The organism is Faecalibacillus sp. MSK20_93 (assembly GCF_020589945.1).
Lineage (GTDB): Bacteria > Bacillota_I > Bacilli_A > Erysipelotrichales > Coprobacillaceae > Faecalibacillus > Faecalibacillus intestinalis.
The window spans coordinates 18,176-35,329 of sequence record NZ_JAJDKA010000010.1; the positions used below are offsets into that span (position 1 = coordinate 18,176).

The 17,154-nt window shown below is 28.6% G+C and carries 16 protein-coding genes and 1 other RNA gene; 5 read left to right on the forward strand and 12 right to left on the reverse strand.

Annotated elements, in window-relative coordinates; translation table 11 throughout:
• Positions 1-45 precede the first annotated feature (45 nt).
• The 11 genes from LJD34_RS04785 to dnaA all read right to left on the reverse strand — a co-directional run bounded on the left by LJD34_RS04785 (position 46) and on the right by dnaA (position 11,376).
• Entirely contained in the window at positions 46-498 is a 453-nt protein-coding gene (locus LJD34_RS04785) for a nucleoside deaminase (protein ID WP_032091114.1), read from the reverse strand.
• 16 nt (positions 499-514) lie between these two features.
• Positions 515-603: signal recognition particle sRNA small type (gene ffs / locus LJD34_RS04790), an RNA gene on the reverse strand.
• Positions 604-628: 25 nt separating this feature from the next.
• The gene (locus tag LJD34_RS04795) at positions 629-1,135 is read right to left on the reverse strand and encodes a GNAT family N-acetyltransferase (RefSeq protein ID WP_117844693.1); all 507 of its coding nucleotides are present in this window, start codon (positions 1,133-1,135) and stop codon (positions 629-631) included.
• 40 nt (positions 1,136-1,175) lie between these two features.
• Complete coding sequence (serS, locus tag LJD34_RS04800) at positions 1,176-2,462, reverse strand: serine--tRNA ligase (RefSeq protein ID WP_022002037.1); 1,287 nt, start codon at positions 2,460-2,462, stop codon at positions 1,176-1,178.
• Between the two features lie 48 nt (positions 2,463-2,510).
• Positions 2,511-2,912, reverse strand: coding sequence for a DUF4186 domain-containing protein (locus tag LJD34_RS04805; protein ID WP_227359308.1), 402 nt, complete (start codon positions 2,910-2,912; stop codon positions 2,511-2,513).
• Positions 2,893-5,361: a DNA gyrase subunit A gene (gyrA, locus tag LJD34_RS04810; RefSeq protein WP_227359309.1), complete on the reverse strand. Its 2,469-nt coding sequence runs from the start codon at positions 5,359-5,361 to the stop codon at positions 2,893-2,895. Before gyrA ends, LJD34_RS04805 begins: the two co-directional genes overlap by 20 nt.
• 12 nt (positions 5,362-5,373) lie before the next feature.
• Positions 5,374-7,302, reverse strand: coding sequence for a DNA topoisomerase (ATP-hydrolyzing) subunit B (gene gyrB / locus LJD34_RS04815; protein ID WP_032091110.1), 1,929 nt, complete (start codon positions 7,300-7,302; stop codon positions 5,374-5,376).
• The gene (recF, locus tag LJD34_RS04820) at positions 7,302-8,390 is read right to left on the reverse strand and encodes a DNA replication/repair protein RecF (protein ID WP_147579812.1); all 1,089 of its coding nucleotides are present in this window, start codon (positions 8,388-8,390) and stop codon (positions 7,302-7,304) included. Before recF ends, gyrB begins: the two co-directional genes overlap by 1 nt.
• Entirely contained in the window at positions 8,377-8,592 is a 216-nt protein-coding gene (gene yaaA / locus LJD34_RS04825) for a S4 domain-containing protein YaaA (RefSeq protein ID WP_022002042.1), read from the reverse strand. The genes recF and yaaA overlap by 14 nt, the downstream gene beginning before the upstream one ends.
• A gap of 199 nt (positions 8,593-8,791) precedes the next feature.
• Positions 8,792-9,901 carry a DNA polymerase III subunit beta gene (gene dnaN / locus LJD34_RS04830; protein ID WP_227359310.1) on the reverse strand — a complete coding sequence of 370 codons (1,110 nt, stop codon included), beginning with the start codon at positions 9,899-9,901 and terminating at the stop codon, positions 8,792-8,794.
• Between the two features lie 143 nt (positions 9,902-10,044).
• Entirely contained in the window at positions 10,045-11,376 is a 1,332-nt protein-coding gene (gene dnaA / locus LJD34_RS04835; protein ID WP_147579814.1) for a chromosomal replication initiator protein DnaA, read from the reverse strand.
• A 1,025-nt stretch (positions 11,377-12,401) separates the two neighbouring features.
• Between dnaA and rpmH the strand changes: the two genes are divergently transcribed.
• The 5 genes from rpmH to LJD34_RS04860 are packed head-to-tail and all read left to right on the forward strand — an operon-like array spanning position 12,402 to position 15,421.
• Positions 12,402-12,536 carry a 50S ribosomal protein L34 gene (gene rpmH / locus LJD34_RS04840; protein ID WP_022002045.1) on the forward strand — a complete coding sequence of 45 codons (135 nt, stop codon included), beginning with the start codon at positions 12,402-12,404 and terminating at the stop codon, positions 12,534-12,536.
• Positions 12,537-12,577: 41 nt separating this feature from the next.
• Entirely contained in the window at positions 12,578-12,919 is a 342-nt protein-coding gene (rnpA, locus tag LJD34_RS04845; protein WP_032091106.1) for a ribonuclease P protein component, read from the forward strand.
• Positions 12,916-13,827 carry a YidC/Oxa1 family membrane protein insertase gene (locus LJD34_RS04850; protein ID WP_227359311.1) on the forward strand — a complete coding sequence of 304 codons (912 nt, stop codon included), beginning with the start codon at positions 12,916-12,918 and terminating at the stop codon, positions 13,825-13,827. Before rnpA ends, LJD34_RS04850 begins: the two co-directional genes overlap by 4 nt.
• A 14-nt stretch (positions 13,828-13,841) precedes the next feature.
• Positions 13,842-14,441, forward strand: a complete 600-nt coding sequence (locus LJD34_RS04855) for a protein jag (protein ID WP_032091104.1) — start codon at positions 13,842-13,844, stop codon at positions 14,439-14,441.
• Between the two features lie 35 nt (positions 14,442-14,476).
• Entirely contained in the window at positions 14,477-15,421 is a 945-nt protein-coding gene (locus LJD34_RS04860; RefSeq protein ID WP_032091103.1) for an AEC family transporter, read from the forward strand.
• A gap of 28 nt (positions 15,422-15,449) precedes the next feature.
• On the opposite strand, the gene LJD34_RS04865 is transcribed toward LJD34_RS04860, so the two are convergent.
• A complete protein-coding gene (locus LJD34_RS04865; protein WP_227359312.1) occupies positions 15,450-17,057 on the reverse strand; it encodes a VanW family protein in 1,608 nt (535 codons plus the stop codon).
• Positions 17,058-17,154: the final 97 nt, after the last annotated feature.

The window sequence follows — 17,154 nt, forward strand, 5'->3', positions numbered from 1 at the left end:
CAACTCCTATCTCCTACATTATACACGAAAAAAAGATATGAGTAATCATATCTTTTGACGTTTCTTTTTAAAATAGTCTTTTATTAACTTTGAACATTTATCTTTTAAAATATCTGATTGAATCATGGGAATATAATTAAGTTTAGGATCTGGTAAATGAATCAATTTATCTAAAGACATCCATCTTGTATCACTTGCACCATAAACAACTCTTTGAATATGACTTTGAATAATAGCTCCCGAACACATTAAACAAGGTTCTAAAGTTGTATAAAGTGTACATTCATCTAAGCGCCATCTTTCTATTTTTTTACAAGCTTCTTCAATAGCTAACATTTCTGCATGACCATAAGTTTGATTTAAATACTCTCTTTGATTATATGCACGGGCAATAATTTGATCATCTTTTACAATGATACATCCAATTGGCACATCATCATGTTTTAATGCTTTTAAAGCTTCTTGATAAGCTATTTCCATATATTCTTCATCATTCATCTTTTTTTCCTCTAAAAATAAAGACCATCACACATAGACGGTACTTCTTAATGCTGCTACCTTCCGGTCCTGACATGGTTCGAAGCCGCCTATTGTAATGGCAAATATGATTATAGCGTATTTTAGATTTTTAATCAATATATAAATTCATTAAAAGTGCATCATAATACTTTTGATTGACATTAAACATTTGAGGGTATCTCCCTATTTCTTGAAAATTAAACTTTTTATAAAGATTAATAGCTGATAAATTATCCTCTTTCACTTCTAAATCAAGAATTTTTAAAGATGTTTCTTTGATCATTTCTAAAGCTTCTTCCATCATCATTGAAGCAATCCCCATATTCCAATATTCTTTTTTTACAGTGATTGCAAAATGACCAATATGTTTTAATCTTTCTTTTTGTTCACCTTGAATAGATAATAAAGAAACAAGTTCATCATCAATAAAACCACATAAAAGTAAACTATTCTCTTGATCAATAAAATCTTGAATAACTTCCATTTCTTCAAATTCATTTAAATAACATTCATTTAAACCATAAGTTAAGTTATCACTTTCTCCCCCAACCTGATTTAAATAATCAATAATCATTGAAGCATCCTCAATTTCTGCTTCACTTATAAATAATTCCATCTTTCTTTTACCTTTCTATAAAAAAGAGTCACCGAAGTGACTATTTTTTAGGAATAATAATATCTTTACCACCCATATAAGGACGTAACGCTTCTGGAATATTAATAGATCCATCTTCATTATAGTTATTTTCAATAAAAGCAATAACTGCTCTTGTTGAAGCTAAAACTGTATTATTTAAAGTAGAAACATAATAATTTCCATTTTCACCTTTAGCACGAATACCTAAACGTCTAGCTTGTGCATCTCCTAATGTTGAACAAGAACCAACTTCAAAATATTTTTGTTGTCTTGGTGACCAAGCTTCAACATCACATGATTTAACTTTTAAATCAGCTAAATCTCCAGAACAACATTCTAATGTTCTTACTGGAATATCTAAACTTCTAAATAATTCAACTGTATATGACCACATTTTGTCATACCATTCCATAGCTTCTTCTGGTTTACATAAAACAACCATTTCTTGTTTTTCAAATTGATGAACACGATAAATACCACGTTCTTCAATACCATGAGCACCTACTTCTTTTCTAAAACATGGTGAATAAGAAGTCATTGTAATTGGTAATTCTTCTTCTTTAACGATTTGATCTTTAAATTTACCAATCATACTATGTTCAGAAGTTCCAATTAAGTATAAATCTTCACCTTCAATTTTATACATCATAGCATCCATTTCATCAAATGACATAACACCTGTAACAACATCACTACGAATCATGAATGGTGGAATACAATAAGTAAATCCTTTATCAATCATGAAATCTCTAGCGTATGAAAGCATTGCTGATGATAAACGAGCGATATCTCCCATTAAATAATAGAAACCATTTCCACTTGTTCTACCTGAAGCTTCTTTATCTAAACCATTAAAACGAGCAATGATATCAGCATGATATGGAATTTCATACTCAGGTACAACCGGATCTCCGTATTTTTGAATTTCTACGTTTTCTGAATCATCTTTTCCAATAGGTACTGAATCATGAATGATATTTGGTATTTTCATCATGATTTCTTTTAATTCTTTACCATATTCTTCTTCTTTAACTTCTAAATCTTTTAATTCTTCTGCCATAGAAGTTACTTTTGCTTTAATTTCTTCAGCTTCATCTCTTTTGCCTTCTCTCATTAAAGCACCAATTTCTTTAGAATATTTATTTCTTAAACTTCTAATTTCACTTGCTCTTGTGACAACTTCACGATAATCTTTATCTAATTTATAAGCTTCATCTACTAATCCAACTTTTTCATCTTGAAATTTTTTCTTCATATTTTCTTTGACTAAAGTAGGATTTTCTCTAATTAAATTAATATCAATCATTTTCTTTCCCCTTATATTATTAATAACTGCCTTGATTATACATCAAGGCTATTTTCTTTGCAATTCTCTTTTAATCCAAGCCATAATCACTTGAACAATCATCTCTTGTTGACTGTCATTTAACTGTGTATGTGGCTTAATATGATACCACTTATATAAACACCCTCGACAACATGAAGCCGTGGCATGTTGAGCAATAAACACAGGATGATTTTTCATCGGTGTTTGCTTTCCATCATTTAAAATCACAGCCGGTGCTATTCTTTTAGAAATAAAATCTCTGGCGTGTTGTTCTATAACATCTAAGCCTTTTTCATTACAATAATCTTTATACTTTTTAGCAAGATGAAAAGAACTTCTAAACTTTGAATGATCTAAACGATTAAACAATTTTTTTAATTCTTCTCCATTCATTTCTAAAAGAGTCAGATTACTCTGACTCTTCTTCACCTTCTTCTACAACTTCTTCTTCATTTTTAGCAACAACTTCCACAGAAGAAACCTTGCTATCATGTACTTTAATAAGTCTTACACCTTGAGTCGCACGTCCTGCTGTTTTAACTTGTTCCATAGGTAAACGAATCACAATACCATCATCTGTAATAATTAATAAATCTTCATTACCTTCTACTGCTCTAATTGCTACAATTTGTCCATTACGTTCAGTAACATTAATTGTTTTAACACCTTTTCCACCACGATTAGAAACACGATATTCATCAATTGGTGACATCTTACCATAACCTTTTTCCGTAACAACCATAATTAATTGTCCTTCTCGGTTTGTTGTCATACCAATAACTTTAGAACCATCAACATTAATACCTCTTACACCACTTGCACTTCTTCCCATTGGTCTAACATGACCTTCAGAGAATCTTACAAGTTTACCATTACTAGCAGCAATTAAGATTTCATCATCCCCTTTAGTTAATTTAACACCAACTAAAGAATCATCTTCTTTTAACTTAATAGCAATCTTACCTGTTTGTCTAATGTTTTCAAATTCTGAAATATCAACACGTTTAACTATTCCTTGTTCAGTTGCAAAGAATAAATACCAATGTTTATCTTCTTCAATCATTTTCTTATTAATATTAATTAATGATTTAACACTTTCATCTTTATCAAGATTTAAAATATTAACAATTGGTAATCCCTTAGCCGTTCTACCAAATTCAGGAATATTATATCCTTTCAAACGGTATACCTTTCCTTTATTTGTAAAGATTAATAAATCATCATGTGTTGACATATGAATAAGTGAACTAATGACATCATCTTGTGTTGTTGCCATACCTTTGACACCACGTCCACCTCTATTTTGAGATTTATAAGTATCTACTGGCATACGTTTTACATAACCATTATTAGTAAGTGAAATAATAACATCTTCTACTGGAATTAAATCTTCATCTTCAATATCAAATGTACCTTGAATAATTTCAGTACGACGTTTATCACCATATTTTTCTTTCATTTCTAATAATTCATTTCTAATGATTTCTAAGATACGTTCTTCATTAGCAAGAATATCTTTTAAATCAGCAATTGTAATTAATAAATTATTTAATTCTTCTTCAATCTTTTCTCTTTCCAAACCAGCTAAACGTTGTAATTGCATTTCTCTTACAGCTTTAGCTTGTTTATCAGACATTCCAAATTCATCCATTAATCTTTGTTGAATGATTTCAGTTGTTCTACTTGTACGAATTAATTGAATAATTTCATCGATATGATCTAAGGCTTTCTTTAAACCTTCTAAAATATGTGCTCTTGCTTCTGCTTTATTTAATTCAAATTGTGTTCTACGACGAATAACTTCTTCTTGATGTTGTAAATAATATTGAATTAATTCTTTAAGTGTTAAAGTTTTAGGTTCATTATTAACTAAAGCAATATTATTGACACCAAATGTTGTTTGTAAAGAAGTTAATTTATATAATTGATTTAAAATAACTTCTGCTTGAACATCTCTCTTTAATTCAATGACAATTCGAATTCCTTCACGGTTTGATTCATCACGAACATCACTAATACCTTCAACAACTTTATCACGTGCTAAATGCGCAATCTTTTCGACTAATCTTGCTTTATTTACTTGATAAGGAATTTCATAAGCAACAATTCTTTGTCTACCCTTATGTTCTTCAATTTCTGTTTTAGCACGCATAACAATAAGACCATTACCTGTTTCATAGGCTTTTTTAATAGCGCTCTTTCCTAAAATATATCCACCAGTTGGAAAATCAGGTCCTTGAATATAATTTTCCATTAATTCTAAAACAGTAATATCAGGATTTTTACTTACCGCAATAACGGCATCAATCACTTCACCAATATTATGAGGTGGCATATTTGTAGCCATCCCAACAGCGATTCCTGTTGTCCCATTGACCAATAAGTTAGGAATACGACAAGGTAATACCGATGGTTCTCTTTCTTCACCATCATAGTTTGGAATAAAATCAATCGTATCTTTATTGATATCTCTCATTAATTCCATTGAAATTTTAGACATTCTCGCTTCAGTATAACGCATAGCGGCAGCGCCGTCACCGTCAATTGAACCAAAGTTTCCATGACCATCTACAAGCATATAACGATATGAGAAATCTTGTGCCATTCTCACTAAGGCTTCATAAATTGAAGAATCTCCATGAGGGTGATATTTCCCCATAACTTCCCCAACGATACGCGCAGATTTCTTATACGCTTTATCACTATAACAACCAAGTTCATTCATACCATAAACAATACGTCTTTGAACTGGTTTCATTCCATCTCTTACATCAGGTAATGCACGTGCTACGATAACTGACATGGCATAATTCATGAAAGAAGTTTTCATTTCTGATGTTAATTGAATTTTTCTAATTCCTTTTTCTTGATTATCCATTTTCTACTCCTTCTAAATATCTAAATCAGTTACATATTTTGCGTTTTCTTGAATAAATTCTCTACGAGGTTCAACTTTTTCTCCCATTAATACATCAAAAATCATATCAGCTTCCATTGCTTCATCTAATTCAATACGATTTAAAATACGATGTTCAGGATCCATTGTTGTTTCCCATAATTGGTCCGCATTCATTTCTCCTAACCCTTTATATCTTTGGATAGAATATTTTGCACCTTCACCTAACTTTGTTCTTAAATCATCTAATTCTTCATCACTATATAAATAATGTTCTTCTTTTCCATGTTTTAATAAATAAAGTGGAGGTTGAGCCGCATAAACAAAGCCACCTTCAATTAAAGGTTTTAAATAACGATATAAGAAAGTTAACATTAAAATACGAATATGTCCTCCATCGACATCGGCGTCGGTCATAATAACGATTTTATGATAACGTAATTTATTAATATCAAAATCTTCACCAATTCCTGTACCAAAAGCAGTAATCATGCTACGAATCGTATCACTTGATAAAACACGATCTAATCGCGCTTTTTCAACATTTAAGATTTTACCACGAAGCGGTAAGATAGCTTGAATACGACGATCTCTACCCATCTTAGCACTACCTCCGGCAGAATCCCCTTCGACAATGAAGATTTCACATTCACTAGCATCTCTTGATGAGCAGTCAGCTAATTTCCCAGGCAATGATGTAATTTCCATTCCTGTTTTTCTTCTTGTCATTTCACGTGCTTTTTTCGCAGCTAAACGTGCATGAGAAGCAACGATTGCTTTTTCAACAATAATTTTGGCAGTATCAGGATTTTCTAATAAAAATTGATCCAATGATTTAGAAATAATATTTGAAGCAATTTTTCTTACTTCTGCATTTCCTAATTTTGTTTTTGTTTGTCCTTCATATTGAGGATCAGGATGTTTAACAGAAATAATCGCTGTTAAACCTTCACGACAATCTTCTCCTGATAAAGCATCATCTTTTTCTTTTAAGAAGTTTCCTTTTCTTGCATAGTTATTAATAACCCTTGTAAGAGCTAAACGGAAACCTTCTTCATGTGTTCCTCCTTCATGTGTATTAATATTATTACAGAAAGAGTAAATATTTTCTTGATAACCATCATTATATTGCATTGAAACTTCAATCTTAATATCATTTTGCATATCTTCTACATAAATGATTTCATCATGAATTGGTGTTTTATTTTTGTTGATATAAGCAACATATTCCTTAATACCACCTTCATACATATAATCATGTTCACGATTTTGTCCATCTCTTAAATCAGTTAAACTAATTCTTAATCCCTTATTTAAGAAAGCAAGTTCTCTAATTCTTTGTCTTAAAACTTCATAATCATAAGTTGTTGTTTCTTTAAAGATTTCAGCATCTGCTTTAAAAGTAACCTTTGTTCCTTGCTTATCAGTATGTCCTAATTCTTTTAATGGTGCAACTGGTGTCCCACCATTTTCAAATCTTTGATAGTATTCTTTTCCATCACGATAAACATTGACTTCTAGCCATGAAGATAAGGCATTAACAACAGAAGCACCTACACCATGCAATCCACCGGAAACTTTGTAGCCTCCGCCACCAAATTTACCACCAGCATGTAAAACAGTAAAAATTGTTTCAACTGTTGATTTACCTGTCTTAGCGTGTTTTCCAGTTGGCATTCCACGACCATCATCAATAACTTCAACTACATCGTCATCTTTCAAAATCACTTTAATATGACTTGCATACCCTGCTAAAGCTTCATCGATTGAGTTATCAACAATTTCCCAAACCAAATGATGTAACCCTCTAGATGATGTTGTACCAATATACATACCCGGTCTTTTTCTAACAGCTTCTAATCCTTCTAATACTTGGATATCTGACTCATCATAGCTATGTTGTACTTTATTTTCTTCTGCCATCATTTTTCCTCCCTATGATTAATATTAATTTTCTTAGCTTCTTTAATAACATGATGTTCTATTCCATCTATTGATGTTGTTGTAATAAACGTTTGAATACGATTATTTAAAATATCTAAAAGTTTTGTTTTTCTTTGATCATCTAATTCTGATAAAACATCATCTAATAAAAGAATAGGATATTCTCCAATTTCTTCTTTTATTAATTCTATTAAAGCTATTTTCATACTTAAAACAATTGTTCTTTGTTGACCTTGAGAAGCAAACTGATGTGCACTCTTATTATCAATAAAGATCTTCATATCTTCCTTATGAATTCCATAATAAGTACTTAAATATCTTGAATCTCTTTCAAATCCTTTTTGATAAAGTTTTAAAATATCTTCTTTATTAACATTTTTAATAAAACATTCATACTGCAATTCAACGATCTCATGACAATTTGCAATATTTAAATAAATATCTTTTACTTTTAAAGATAAACGTTCGATAAAATTATTTCTTTTTTCAATAATCTTAATTTGAACTTCAGCTAATTGCTCATCTAAAGTTTCTAGATATTCATCATATTTACCTCTTCTTTGATTCAATAATTTAAGATACTGATTTCTTTCCTTTAATAATCGATTATACTTAGTAAGATAAAAAACATAAATTGGTGAGATTTTAGATAACTCCAAATCTAAAAACTTTCTTCTAATACTCGGAGAACCTTTAACCAATGATAAATCATCTGGTACAAAGACAACCGCATTTAAATAACCTACATAATCTGAAATCTTTAAAATATCTTTTCCATCTACTTTTGCTTTTTTGGATTCCTTAGATAAAATAAGTTCTAATTGATGCATTCTTTCATTAGAAAAAACATTTCCTTTTACTTTTGCAAAGTCATGATCAAATTGAATCATTTGATCATTGATATGTGTTCTAAAAGATTTACAGACAGATAATAAATAGATTGCTTCGATAATATTCGTTTTCCCTTGAGCATTCCCACCAATTAAAATATTAATTCCTTGATCAAACTCAATAAAAAAATGATTATAATTTCTAAAATCAGTCAGTTCTAAATTATTGATGCGCATTTATACAATAAAAATTTCCTTCAAATTCAACTTGATCACCATCATGAAGCTTTTTTCCTCTTCTAAGTTCCACTTCACCATTGACCTTTACTTGACCATCTTTAATAATCATTTTTGCTTCAATCCCACTAGATACAAGATTAACAAATTTTAAAAATTGATCTAATTTAATATATTCATCTTTAATTGGTATTTCTTTCATACTTAACCTTCTTTTCTCTATAATTGTACTAAGTTAGTATATCATAAAAATCATAAAAATTCAAAATATTGCGCTATATTCGCTATTTTTATTTATGAATAGAAAAATACTTTTTTGATAAAAAAGCTCTTAAAATAAAAATTACTCCCCAAATAAACAATTAAAAGGAAAATTTACAAAAAAAAGAAGCTTTCGCTTCTTAATATGTTCTAACTGGTAAAACAAGTTGTAATAATTCATCAGAATCAAAATCTTTAACGATGAATGGTTTCATTTCTCCAGTGAATAATATTTTTATTTTATCACCACTAAATGATTTAATAGCATCACTTGCATATTTACAACTAAATGAAATAGTAAGTGGTTCTCCTTTATAGAAAGAAGAAGCTAAATTTTCTTCTACTGAACCAATTTCTTGTTGATATGAAGATAAAATAACTTGTTCATTAGACATATCTAATTTCACAATATTATTTTGTTCATTTAATAATAATGAAACACGGTCAATCGCATTTAATAAATCAGCTCTATTAATATCTAATTCATAATCAAATTCTAAAGGAATCAATCGAGCTGTATCAGGATAAGATCCATCAATTAAACGTGTTTGAATAATATTTTTATCAAACACAAATAATACTTTACGTTCAGATACATATAATTCAATAAGTTCATCTTTTTCAATAATCTTACTAATTTCATCTAAACTTAATTTAGGAATCGTAATATTAAAAGTCACATCTTCATCAATAGAAATAATCTTTTTAGATAAACGATAACTATCAGTAGCAACAACTTCTAAAACATGATCATGCGCTTTAAAATTGATACCAGTTAAAATAGGTCTTGTTTCTTTATCACTAGCAGCAAACTTTGTTTCTCCAATAATATTTTTTAATACAAGAGCATTCATCATAAAATGAGTTCCTGTTTTACTTAAATCAATACGTGGATATTCAATAGCATCAGTACCATTTAAGCTGTATTCAATTTGACTTCCTTTAATACGAGTAAGTAAACCATCAATAATTTCAATTTCAATATCATCACTATTGATCTTTCTTACAATATCAAAGATATAACGACTATTTAAAACAACTGCTCCTTCTTTAAGGATTACTAAGTCATCATCTTCATCAATAATTGTTTGAATAGTGATATCACTATCACTTCCTGTTAAGATAAGTTGATGAGCTTGTAAATCAAATTTAATCCCTGTTAAAACAGGTAAAGGACTACGAACAGATACAGCTCTTGTTGCTTTAGCAAGTGCGTTTAATAATTTGATTCTTTTAATTCTAAAATGCATATTTGCCTCCTGTTATTTATATATTTAAAAATAAGTCATTATTACTATTAGCATGTGAACAATGTGCATAAATATAAAATATGTTGATTTTATCAATGTTTTTTATATGAATATCAATGTGCACATATTGTTGATATTAGTCACTATATTGTGCCTAACTTTTGTTTAAGCTTATCTACAGCGAGTTTATAATCTGGATCTTTTTTGATTTTTGTTTCTACTCTTTTACAAGCTTTCATAACTGTAGAATGGTCTCGATTGGAAAAAGTTGTTCCAATTTCACTAAAAGTAATATCCAAAAGTTCCCTCATTAAATACATACATATTTCACGAGGTGTTACCAAGTTTCTCGTTCTATTTTTAGAAATAATTTGACTAATGGTTAAATAATAGAATTCAGCGGTTGTTTTTAAAATGAATTCTTTTGTTAGTGGTTCTTGTGCTTTTTTTATAGTTTTTTGATCTTTAAAGACTTCAGATGCAAAATTCATATCTATGTAATTAGTTGATTCCATGATACTACAGAAGAATAGTCGTTTTAATTGACCTTCTAAAGAACGAATATCATTACAATAATTCATAACCATGAAGTCTAAAACATCATCTGTAATAATTAAATCTGTATTACCTAGATTTTCTATTTTCTTCTCTAAAATTGCCTTTGCTGTTTCAAATTCAGGTGGATCTATTCCAAAAGATAGACCTGATTTAAAACGACTAATTAAACGTTCTTCAATTCCTTGAAGTTCATCAGGCATTTTATCACTTGTAATAACAATTTGATGATTGTTATTAATGATTTCATTAAATATATGGAAGAACATCTCACTACTTTTTTCTTTTCCAAATAAAAATTGAATATCATCAATTAATAAAATATCAAGATTTCTATAATAACTATAAATCTCATCTGTTGTATTTGTTTTTATAGAATTAATAATTTCATCTACAAAATCCTTAGAAGTAATATATCTTACTAATAAATTAGGATTTGTTTCTTTTGCTTTATTTCCAATAGCATTTAATAAATGTGTTTTTCCAAGCCCTGGATGACTATATAAAAATAAAGGATTAAAGTTCATACCAGGTTTAGTTGATACAAGTAAAGCAGCATTTTGTGCCATACGGTTTGAATTTCCTACGATAAAATTAGCAAATGTCATATCAGGATGAAGATGACTATCGATTTTAGGAACCCTTTTTTGTTTAGATTTTTTATATTCTTCTACTTCTAATACTTTGATTTTTATTGGTTTAGAAAAAGAATTAGAAAGAATAGATTCTATTTCTGCTTGTTTTTCTAAAATAGCATCAATATTCCATTTTAATTCAGTGGTGATAATAACTTGATTATCTTCAATTTCTTCTAGAGTTGCAGGTTTAAATAGTGAGTCCAAGATGATCTTATCATCAACTATTTTATTTTTTTCTAAAGTTTCTACACAAGATGACCAGATTTTGTTTAAATCTTGCACAATTTTCAACTCCCTTTCGACTCAATTATATAAAAGATGTGAACTCTTTTAAAGGAAAAATACTGTCTGCACAATAGCTTCACAATTTTATTCACAAAAAATGTGAGAAATATCAATCATTTAGAGTACTTATTCACATTATTCACAACTTCGTTTTTCGCTATGAATTTTATTAAATGTGAACTTAGTGCATATTGTATAGAATAAAAAACAATGTGCACATAGCTGTTCACAATAAAAAATACGCTGATATCAGTATATTTTTTACTAATTCACCCATATGAATAACTCGATTCACCACGTGAATAAGCATGTGCAAAACTTGTCAAAACATAAAATTTAACAAAAAATGAATATTCACAATGTGAATTTTAAGAAAAAATCCGATTTTTCCTAGAAAAATGGAAGAAATGTAAGATAAAGGTTAAGATGAAATAATATTCACTTTAGGATGTGAATATCTAAAATAAAGAGTTTATTCACATTAGATTAGTGACTATTTTGAATATATTGTATAAATATTGATACAAAAGTACGTAAATACTTAGAAGTGCACACTTGATTTTAGGGGGAAAAACAAGGATTTATAAGGAGTTGGAGGAAAATGTGAATAAGTTTTTTTTATGAGCTTTAAAGAAATTCACATGTTGTCGTACGTACTTGATTGAAAAATGTTCACAAATAATGTGCATTTAATAAGAGTTATGCTTAGTGATGGTACTTTTTTTGATAAAAGTACTTATTTTTATACAATTTTCTATCTATTTCGATATATCATAAGATGTGAATAATAAAGTAAGGAAACTTATTCACAATAAAGAGAATTTTTCTAAATTAAAAAAGTTCACAAAAAAATGTGCAAATAATCATTAGAAATTGTTATTCTTATTATTTGTCATCATTAAAAATCATGAATTTAAGAGTAGAAATATAGAATTTAGAATTGACTTGTCACAATAATTCCTATAAGATATAGGAGCATATGTTATTTGTATAAAAAGATAAAAATTTTGGAGGTGTAAAATATGAAAAGAACATATCAACCAAATAAAAGAAAAAGAGCAAAAACTCATGGTTTTAGAGCTAGAATGGCAACTGTTGGAGGAAGAAAAGTAATCGCACGTCGCCGTAAAAGAGGAAGAAAAGTATTAACTGCTTAATGTAAAATCCACTTTTTCGGTGGATTTTTTTCTAAAATTTTATGAAAAAAGAATTTAGAGTAAAAAGAAATGAAGATTTTAGCAAGATTATTGCTAGAAAAAAGAGTTTTGCGAATTCTTGTTTTATTATTTATAAAGATGAAAATCAAATGGGCCACGGACGCGTTGGTATTTCTGTAAGCAAGAAATTAGGAAATGCTGTTACTAGAAATAAAATCAAAAGACAGTTACGCATGATGATTCAAGAATGTTTTCATTTTGATGAAGAAGTTGACTATATAGTAATTGTAAGAAAAAGATTCTTAGATAATACATATATAGAAAATAAAAAAGAATTAGAGTATTTGTACAAAAAAGTAAAGAGAAAGGAGATCAGCAAATGATCTTAGATAACAAAACTAAAAAATATTTTAAAATTATTTGTTTAGTTTTATTTGTTGTAGCCTTAACTGGATGTACAGCAAATCTTGATTCAAGTGGTAAACTGATTGCTAAAAGAGCAATTAATTTAAACACACCATGGTCTATGAAGTCAGGAATTTTTGATTTCTTATTAGTTATTCCTATTTCTAAAAGTATTATTTATTTAGGAGATGTTTTATTAAATAATATCGCTTTAGGTGTTGTATTAATTACTATTTTAATTAATATTATCATTTTACCAATTATGATTAAATCGACAGTATCTCAACAAAAGATGCAATTGATTCAACCAGAAATGGAAAAAATTCAAAATAAATATAAAGGTAGAAAAGATCAAACTTCTCAAATGAGAATGTCTGCAGAAATTCAAGCTTTATATAAGAAAAATGATGTCAGTATGTTGGCTTCATTTACAACATTCTTAACATTACCAATTATGTTTGCAATGTGGCAAGCGGTTCAACGTATTGAAATCTTATATCAAACAAATACGTTTGGTATTAACTTAGGTGCTAAACCAATCGATCACGTATTTAAATTCGAGATTGCCTATATTGTATTACTTGCCATTGTTGCTTTAACTCAATATTTTGCGATGAAAATCAATACAATCATGTCAAAAAGAAATCCAAAATATAGAGAAACATCACAAATGCAATCAATGAACATGATGAATAATTTCATGACATTATTTATCATTTACTTTGCAGCAATTATGCCTGCAGCAATGTCACTTTATTGGATGACAACAAACATTATTACAATTGTTAGAACATGGTATATTTATATTTACCATGTTGAAAAAGCACAAAAAGAAGTTGATCAAGCAAATACAAATTATTTAACAAAAAGACAAAATAAAAAATAAATAGAGGTATTTATATGAAAACTTATACTGGAAAAACAGTAGATGATGCTGTTAGTAAAGCATGCCTTGATTTAGGTGTAACAATTGATCAATTAAATTATGAAGTTACTTTAGAAACTAAAGGTTTATTTAGTAAAAAAGCTGAAATTGCTTGTTGGACAGTAGAAATGGTTCAAGAATATATTGAAAATCTTATAAGAAAAATCTTAACAGATATGCAATTTGAAGTAGAAACTGTTTCTTATGTTCAAGATGGTAGAATTTATTGCAATATTAATACAAGCAATAACTCTATTTTAATTGGTAAAGCTGGTGTCATTTTAAGAGCCATTAACTTAATTATTAAAAATGCTGTCAGTACAACATTTAAAAAACGTTTAGAAGTAAGCGTTGATATCAATGGTTATAAAGAAGAACGTTATAAAAAAGTTGCAAGTATGGCAAGACGTTTTGGTAAAACAGTTTTAAGAACAAAAGCTGATTTAAAATTAGATCCAATGCCTGCAGATGAAAGAAAAGTGATGCATCAAGAGATTGCAAAGATGGATCATTTAAAAACTGAATCTAAAGGTGAAGGAAAAAATAGATATATGACAATCTCATATGTAGATTAAGCCGCTTATGCGGTTTTTTCTTTAGGGAGGAAATAATGGAAAATTTAATTTTTAGTTTAAATGCGACGGTTCCTGTTTTTGCGATGATTATATTAGGGATGTTATTTAAAAAAATAGGAATTATTGATGATGTTTTTGCATCAAAAATGAATAAATTTGTCTTTTTAATACCATTACCAGTATTACTATTTAAAGACTTAGCGACATTAGATTTTAAGGAAATTTGGGATACGAAGTTCGTCTTATTTTGTTTTTTTATTACCATTTTTAGTATTTTAATAGTAACAATACTTTCTTTTTTATTAAAAAATAAAAAGAATCAGGGAGAATTTATTCAAGCAAGTTATCGTAGTTCAGCGGCATTACTAGGAATTGCATTAATTCAAAATGTATATGGAAAAGCAACAATGGCGCCTTTAATGATTATTGGAAGTGTACCTTTGTATAACATTATGGCTGTCGTTGTCCTTTCTTTCTTTTCACCTGAAAGAAAAGGAATAAGTAAAGAAATGTGGATGAAAACTTTAAAAGGTATTATCACCAATCCTATTTTAATTGGAATTGTGATTGGACTTTGTTGGTCATTACTTCATTTACCAATGCCTACAATGTTAGATAAAACAGTCACTTCGATTGGGAATGTAGCTACTCCTCTTGGTTTAATGGCAATGGGTGCCACATTTAATTATAAAAAAGCTTTAGGAGATTTAAAACCAGCCCTTTGTGCTACTTTCATTAAATTATTTGGTTTCTGTACTCTCTTTTTACCATTAGCTATATTCTTTGGATTTAGACAAGAACAACTGATTGCTATTCTTGTTATGCTTGGCTCAGCAACCACAGTATCATGTTATGTTATGGCTAAAAACATGGGACATGAAGGAGTTCTTACAAGTACAGTGGTCATGTTGACAACTTTAATAAGTGGTTTTTCTATTACTATGTGGCTTTATATTTTAAAAACTTTACAATTCTTATAAAAAAATGAGTGATTTTAGTCACTCATTTTTACTGTTGTGTAGTAGTAGGTTCAGCTGGAATTGTTGTTTCCGGTGTAGCTGGAGTTGCTTCAGGTTGTGCTTCAGGAGCTTGTTCAACTTTCATTGTACCCACAGCAATAATTGCTTCATGACCTTTATAATAACTATTGGCTTCTTTTTTCTTTGAAAGTAATTTACCATCTTTATCATAAACTAAACGATAAGAAACGGCTTTACCACCATTAGATCCAGCTTGTTTAGTTACTTGTTGACCTTCAGGAATAGTTGCATCATTTTCATATTTTGTGTTATATGCGACATCCCCTGTTCTTTCACTTGTAAACTTCACATAACTTCCATCAACATCAGTTCCAATAATTTTACATGTTAACTTACCACCAGCATAACTTGCTTCTATTTTAATTGGATAATCTCTATTATTTTTAAATTTAAAATCAGGACCACCCCAAGAAACAGTGGCATCTCTTCCAATTGGTACATAACTTGAAATATACGTATGATTTGTTCTTTCAGTTACTTCTAAATTAGCTAAAACAACAGCATTATATAATGTTGAAGAAGTTTGACAAACGCCACCTCCAACTTCTTGAACAGTTTCGCCATTTAAATAAGCTCCTGCTTCACCAAAACCATTTTCTTTTGTTCTTTTTCCAACTGTTTGATTGTAAGAAAATTCTTCACCTGGAAGTAAGATCACATTACATTTTTCACCAGCAAGTCTAACATTGTTTTTTCTTACAGATGAACCATTTACAGTTGTTGTATATTCACCTAAAACATCTTTAAATAAATTCTTTTCTAAATCTTCTTTAGTAATACTTGGAACAATAGCTTTTGCTTTAACTTCAAATTCTTTTCCTTCTTTAGCTTTATTAAAAGCATTAATTGAATCATCTAAATCATATTTAGCACCATATTGTTCAGCTACAATTTTATAATCATTATTTTTATCTAAAGTCGCATTTTTACCTTTCTTAGATAAAGTCTTATAAATTGTTTTCATAACACTTTCATCTTCTGAAACAGATGAAGGTTTAATCTTTAAAGTTTTATTAAAATCATATTCATTTAAAGCAGTTTGAATTGTGTTATAAACATCTTTTTGTTTAACTGCTTCACCACTTTTACCTTTAGTAAAGATAACTTTTGTTTTTTCAACTTTATAAGTTGTAGGTACTAAAGTTGAATAATCTAAAATACCTGATTTTTTGATATCTTTATTAAGTAGTTTTTGATTTTTAATATCTATAGAAATGTTTTCATTATGTTGTAGTAAGTAATGATATCCTTTTGTAAAGAAATTATTATATTTCTTTTGAATATTATTGATTTGTTTTTTAATATTGACTTTAACATTATCTTTCATATCTATTTGATACTTTTGATCATTCATTTCAAGATTTAATAATAATTGATTTTGATCTTTTTGATACTTATTTTCAAGTTTAGAAATGACCTCTTCTTTAGACATATTATTAACCTTTATGCCATTAATTGTCATATTTTTAATAAACCCTTTACCTGATGCTAGAAAACATAAAATGATATAAATAACCAATATCACTCCTATAACAGCACCTCCGATTATAGGAACTTTTTTATTCAGCTTTTTCATTTTTTCACCCCTATTTGTAAATAATAATATATGATTAAAATATAGAAATCAATCGAAAAAAATCATATATCAAAAATAAAAAATATTTGTTATAATG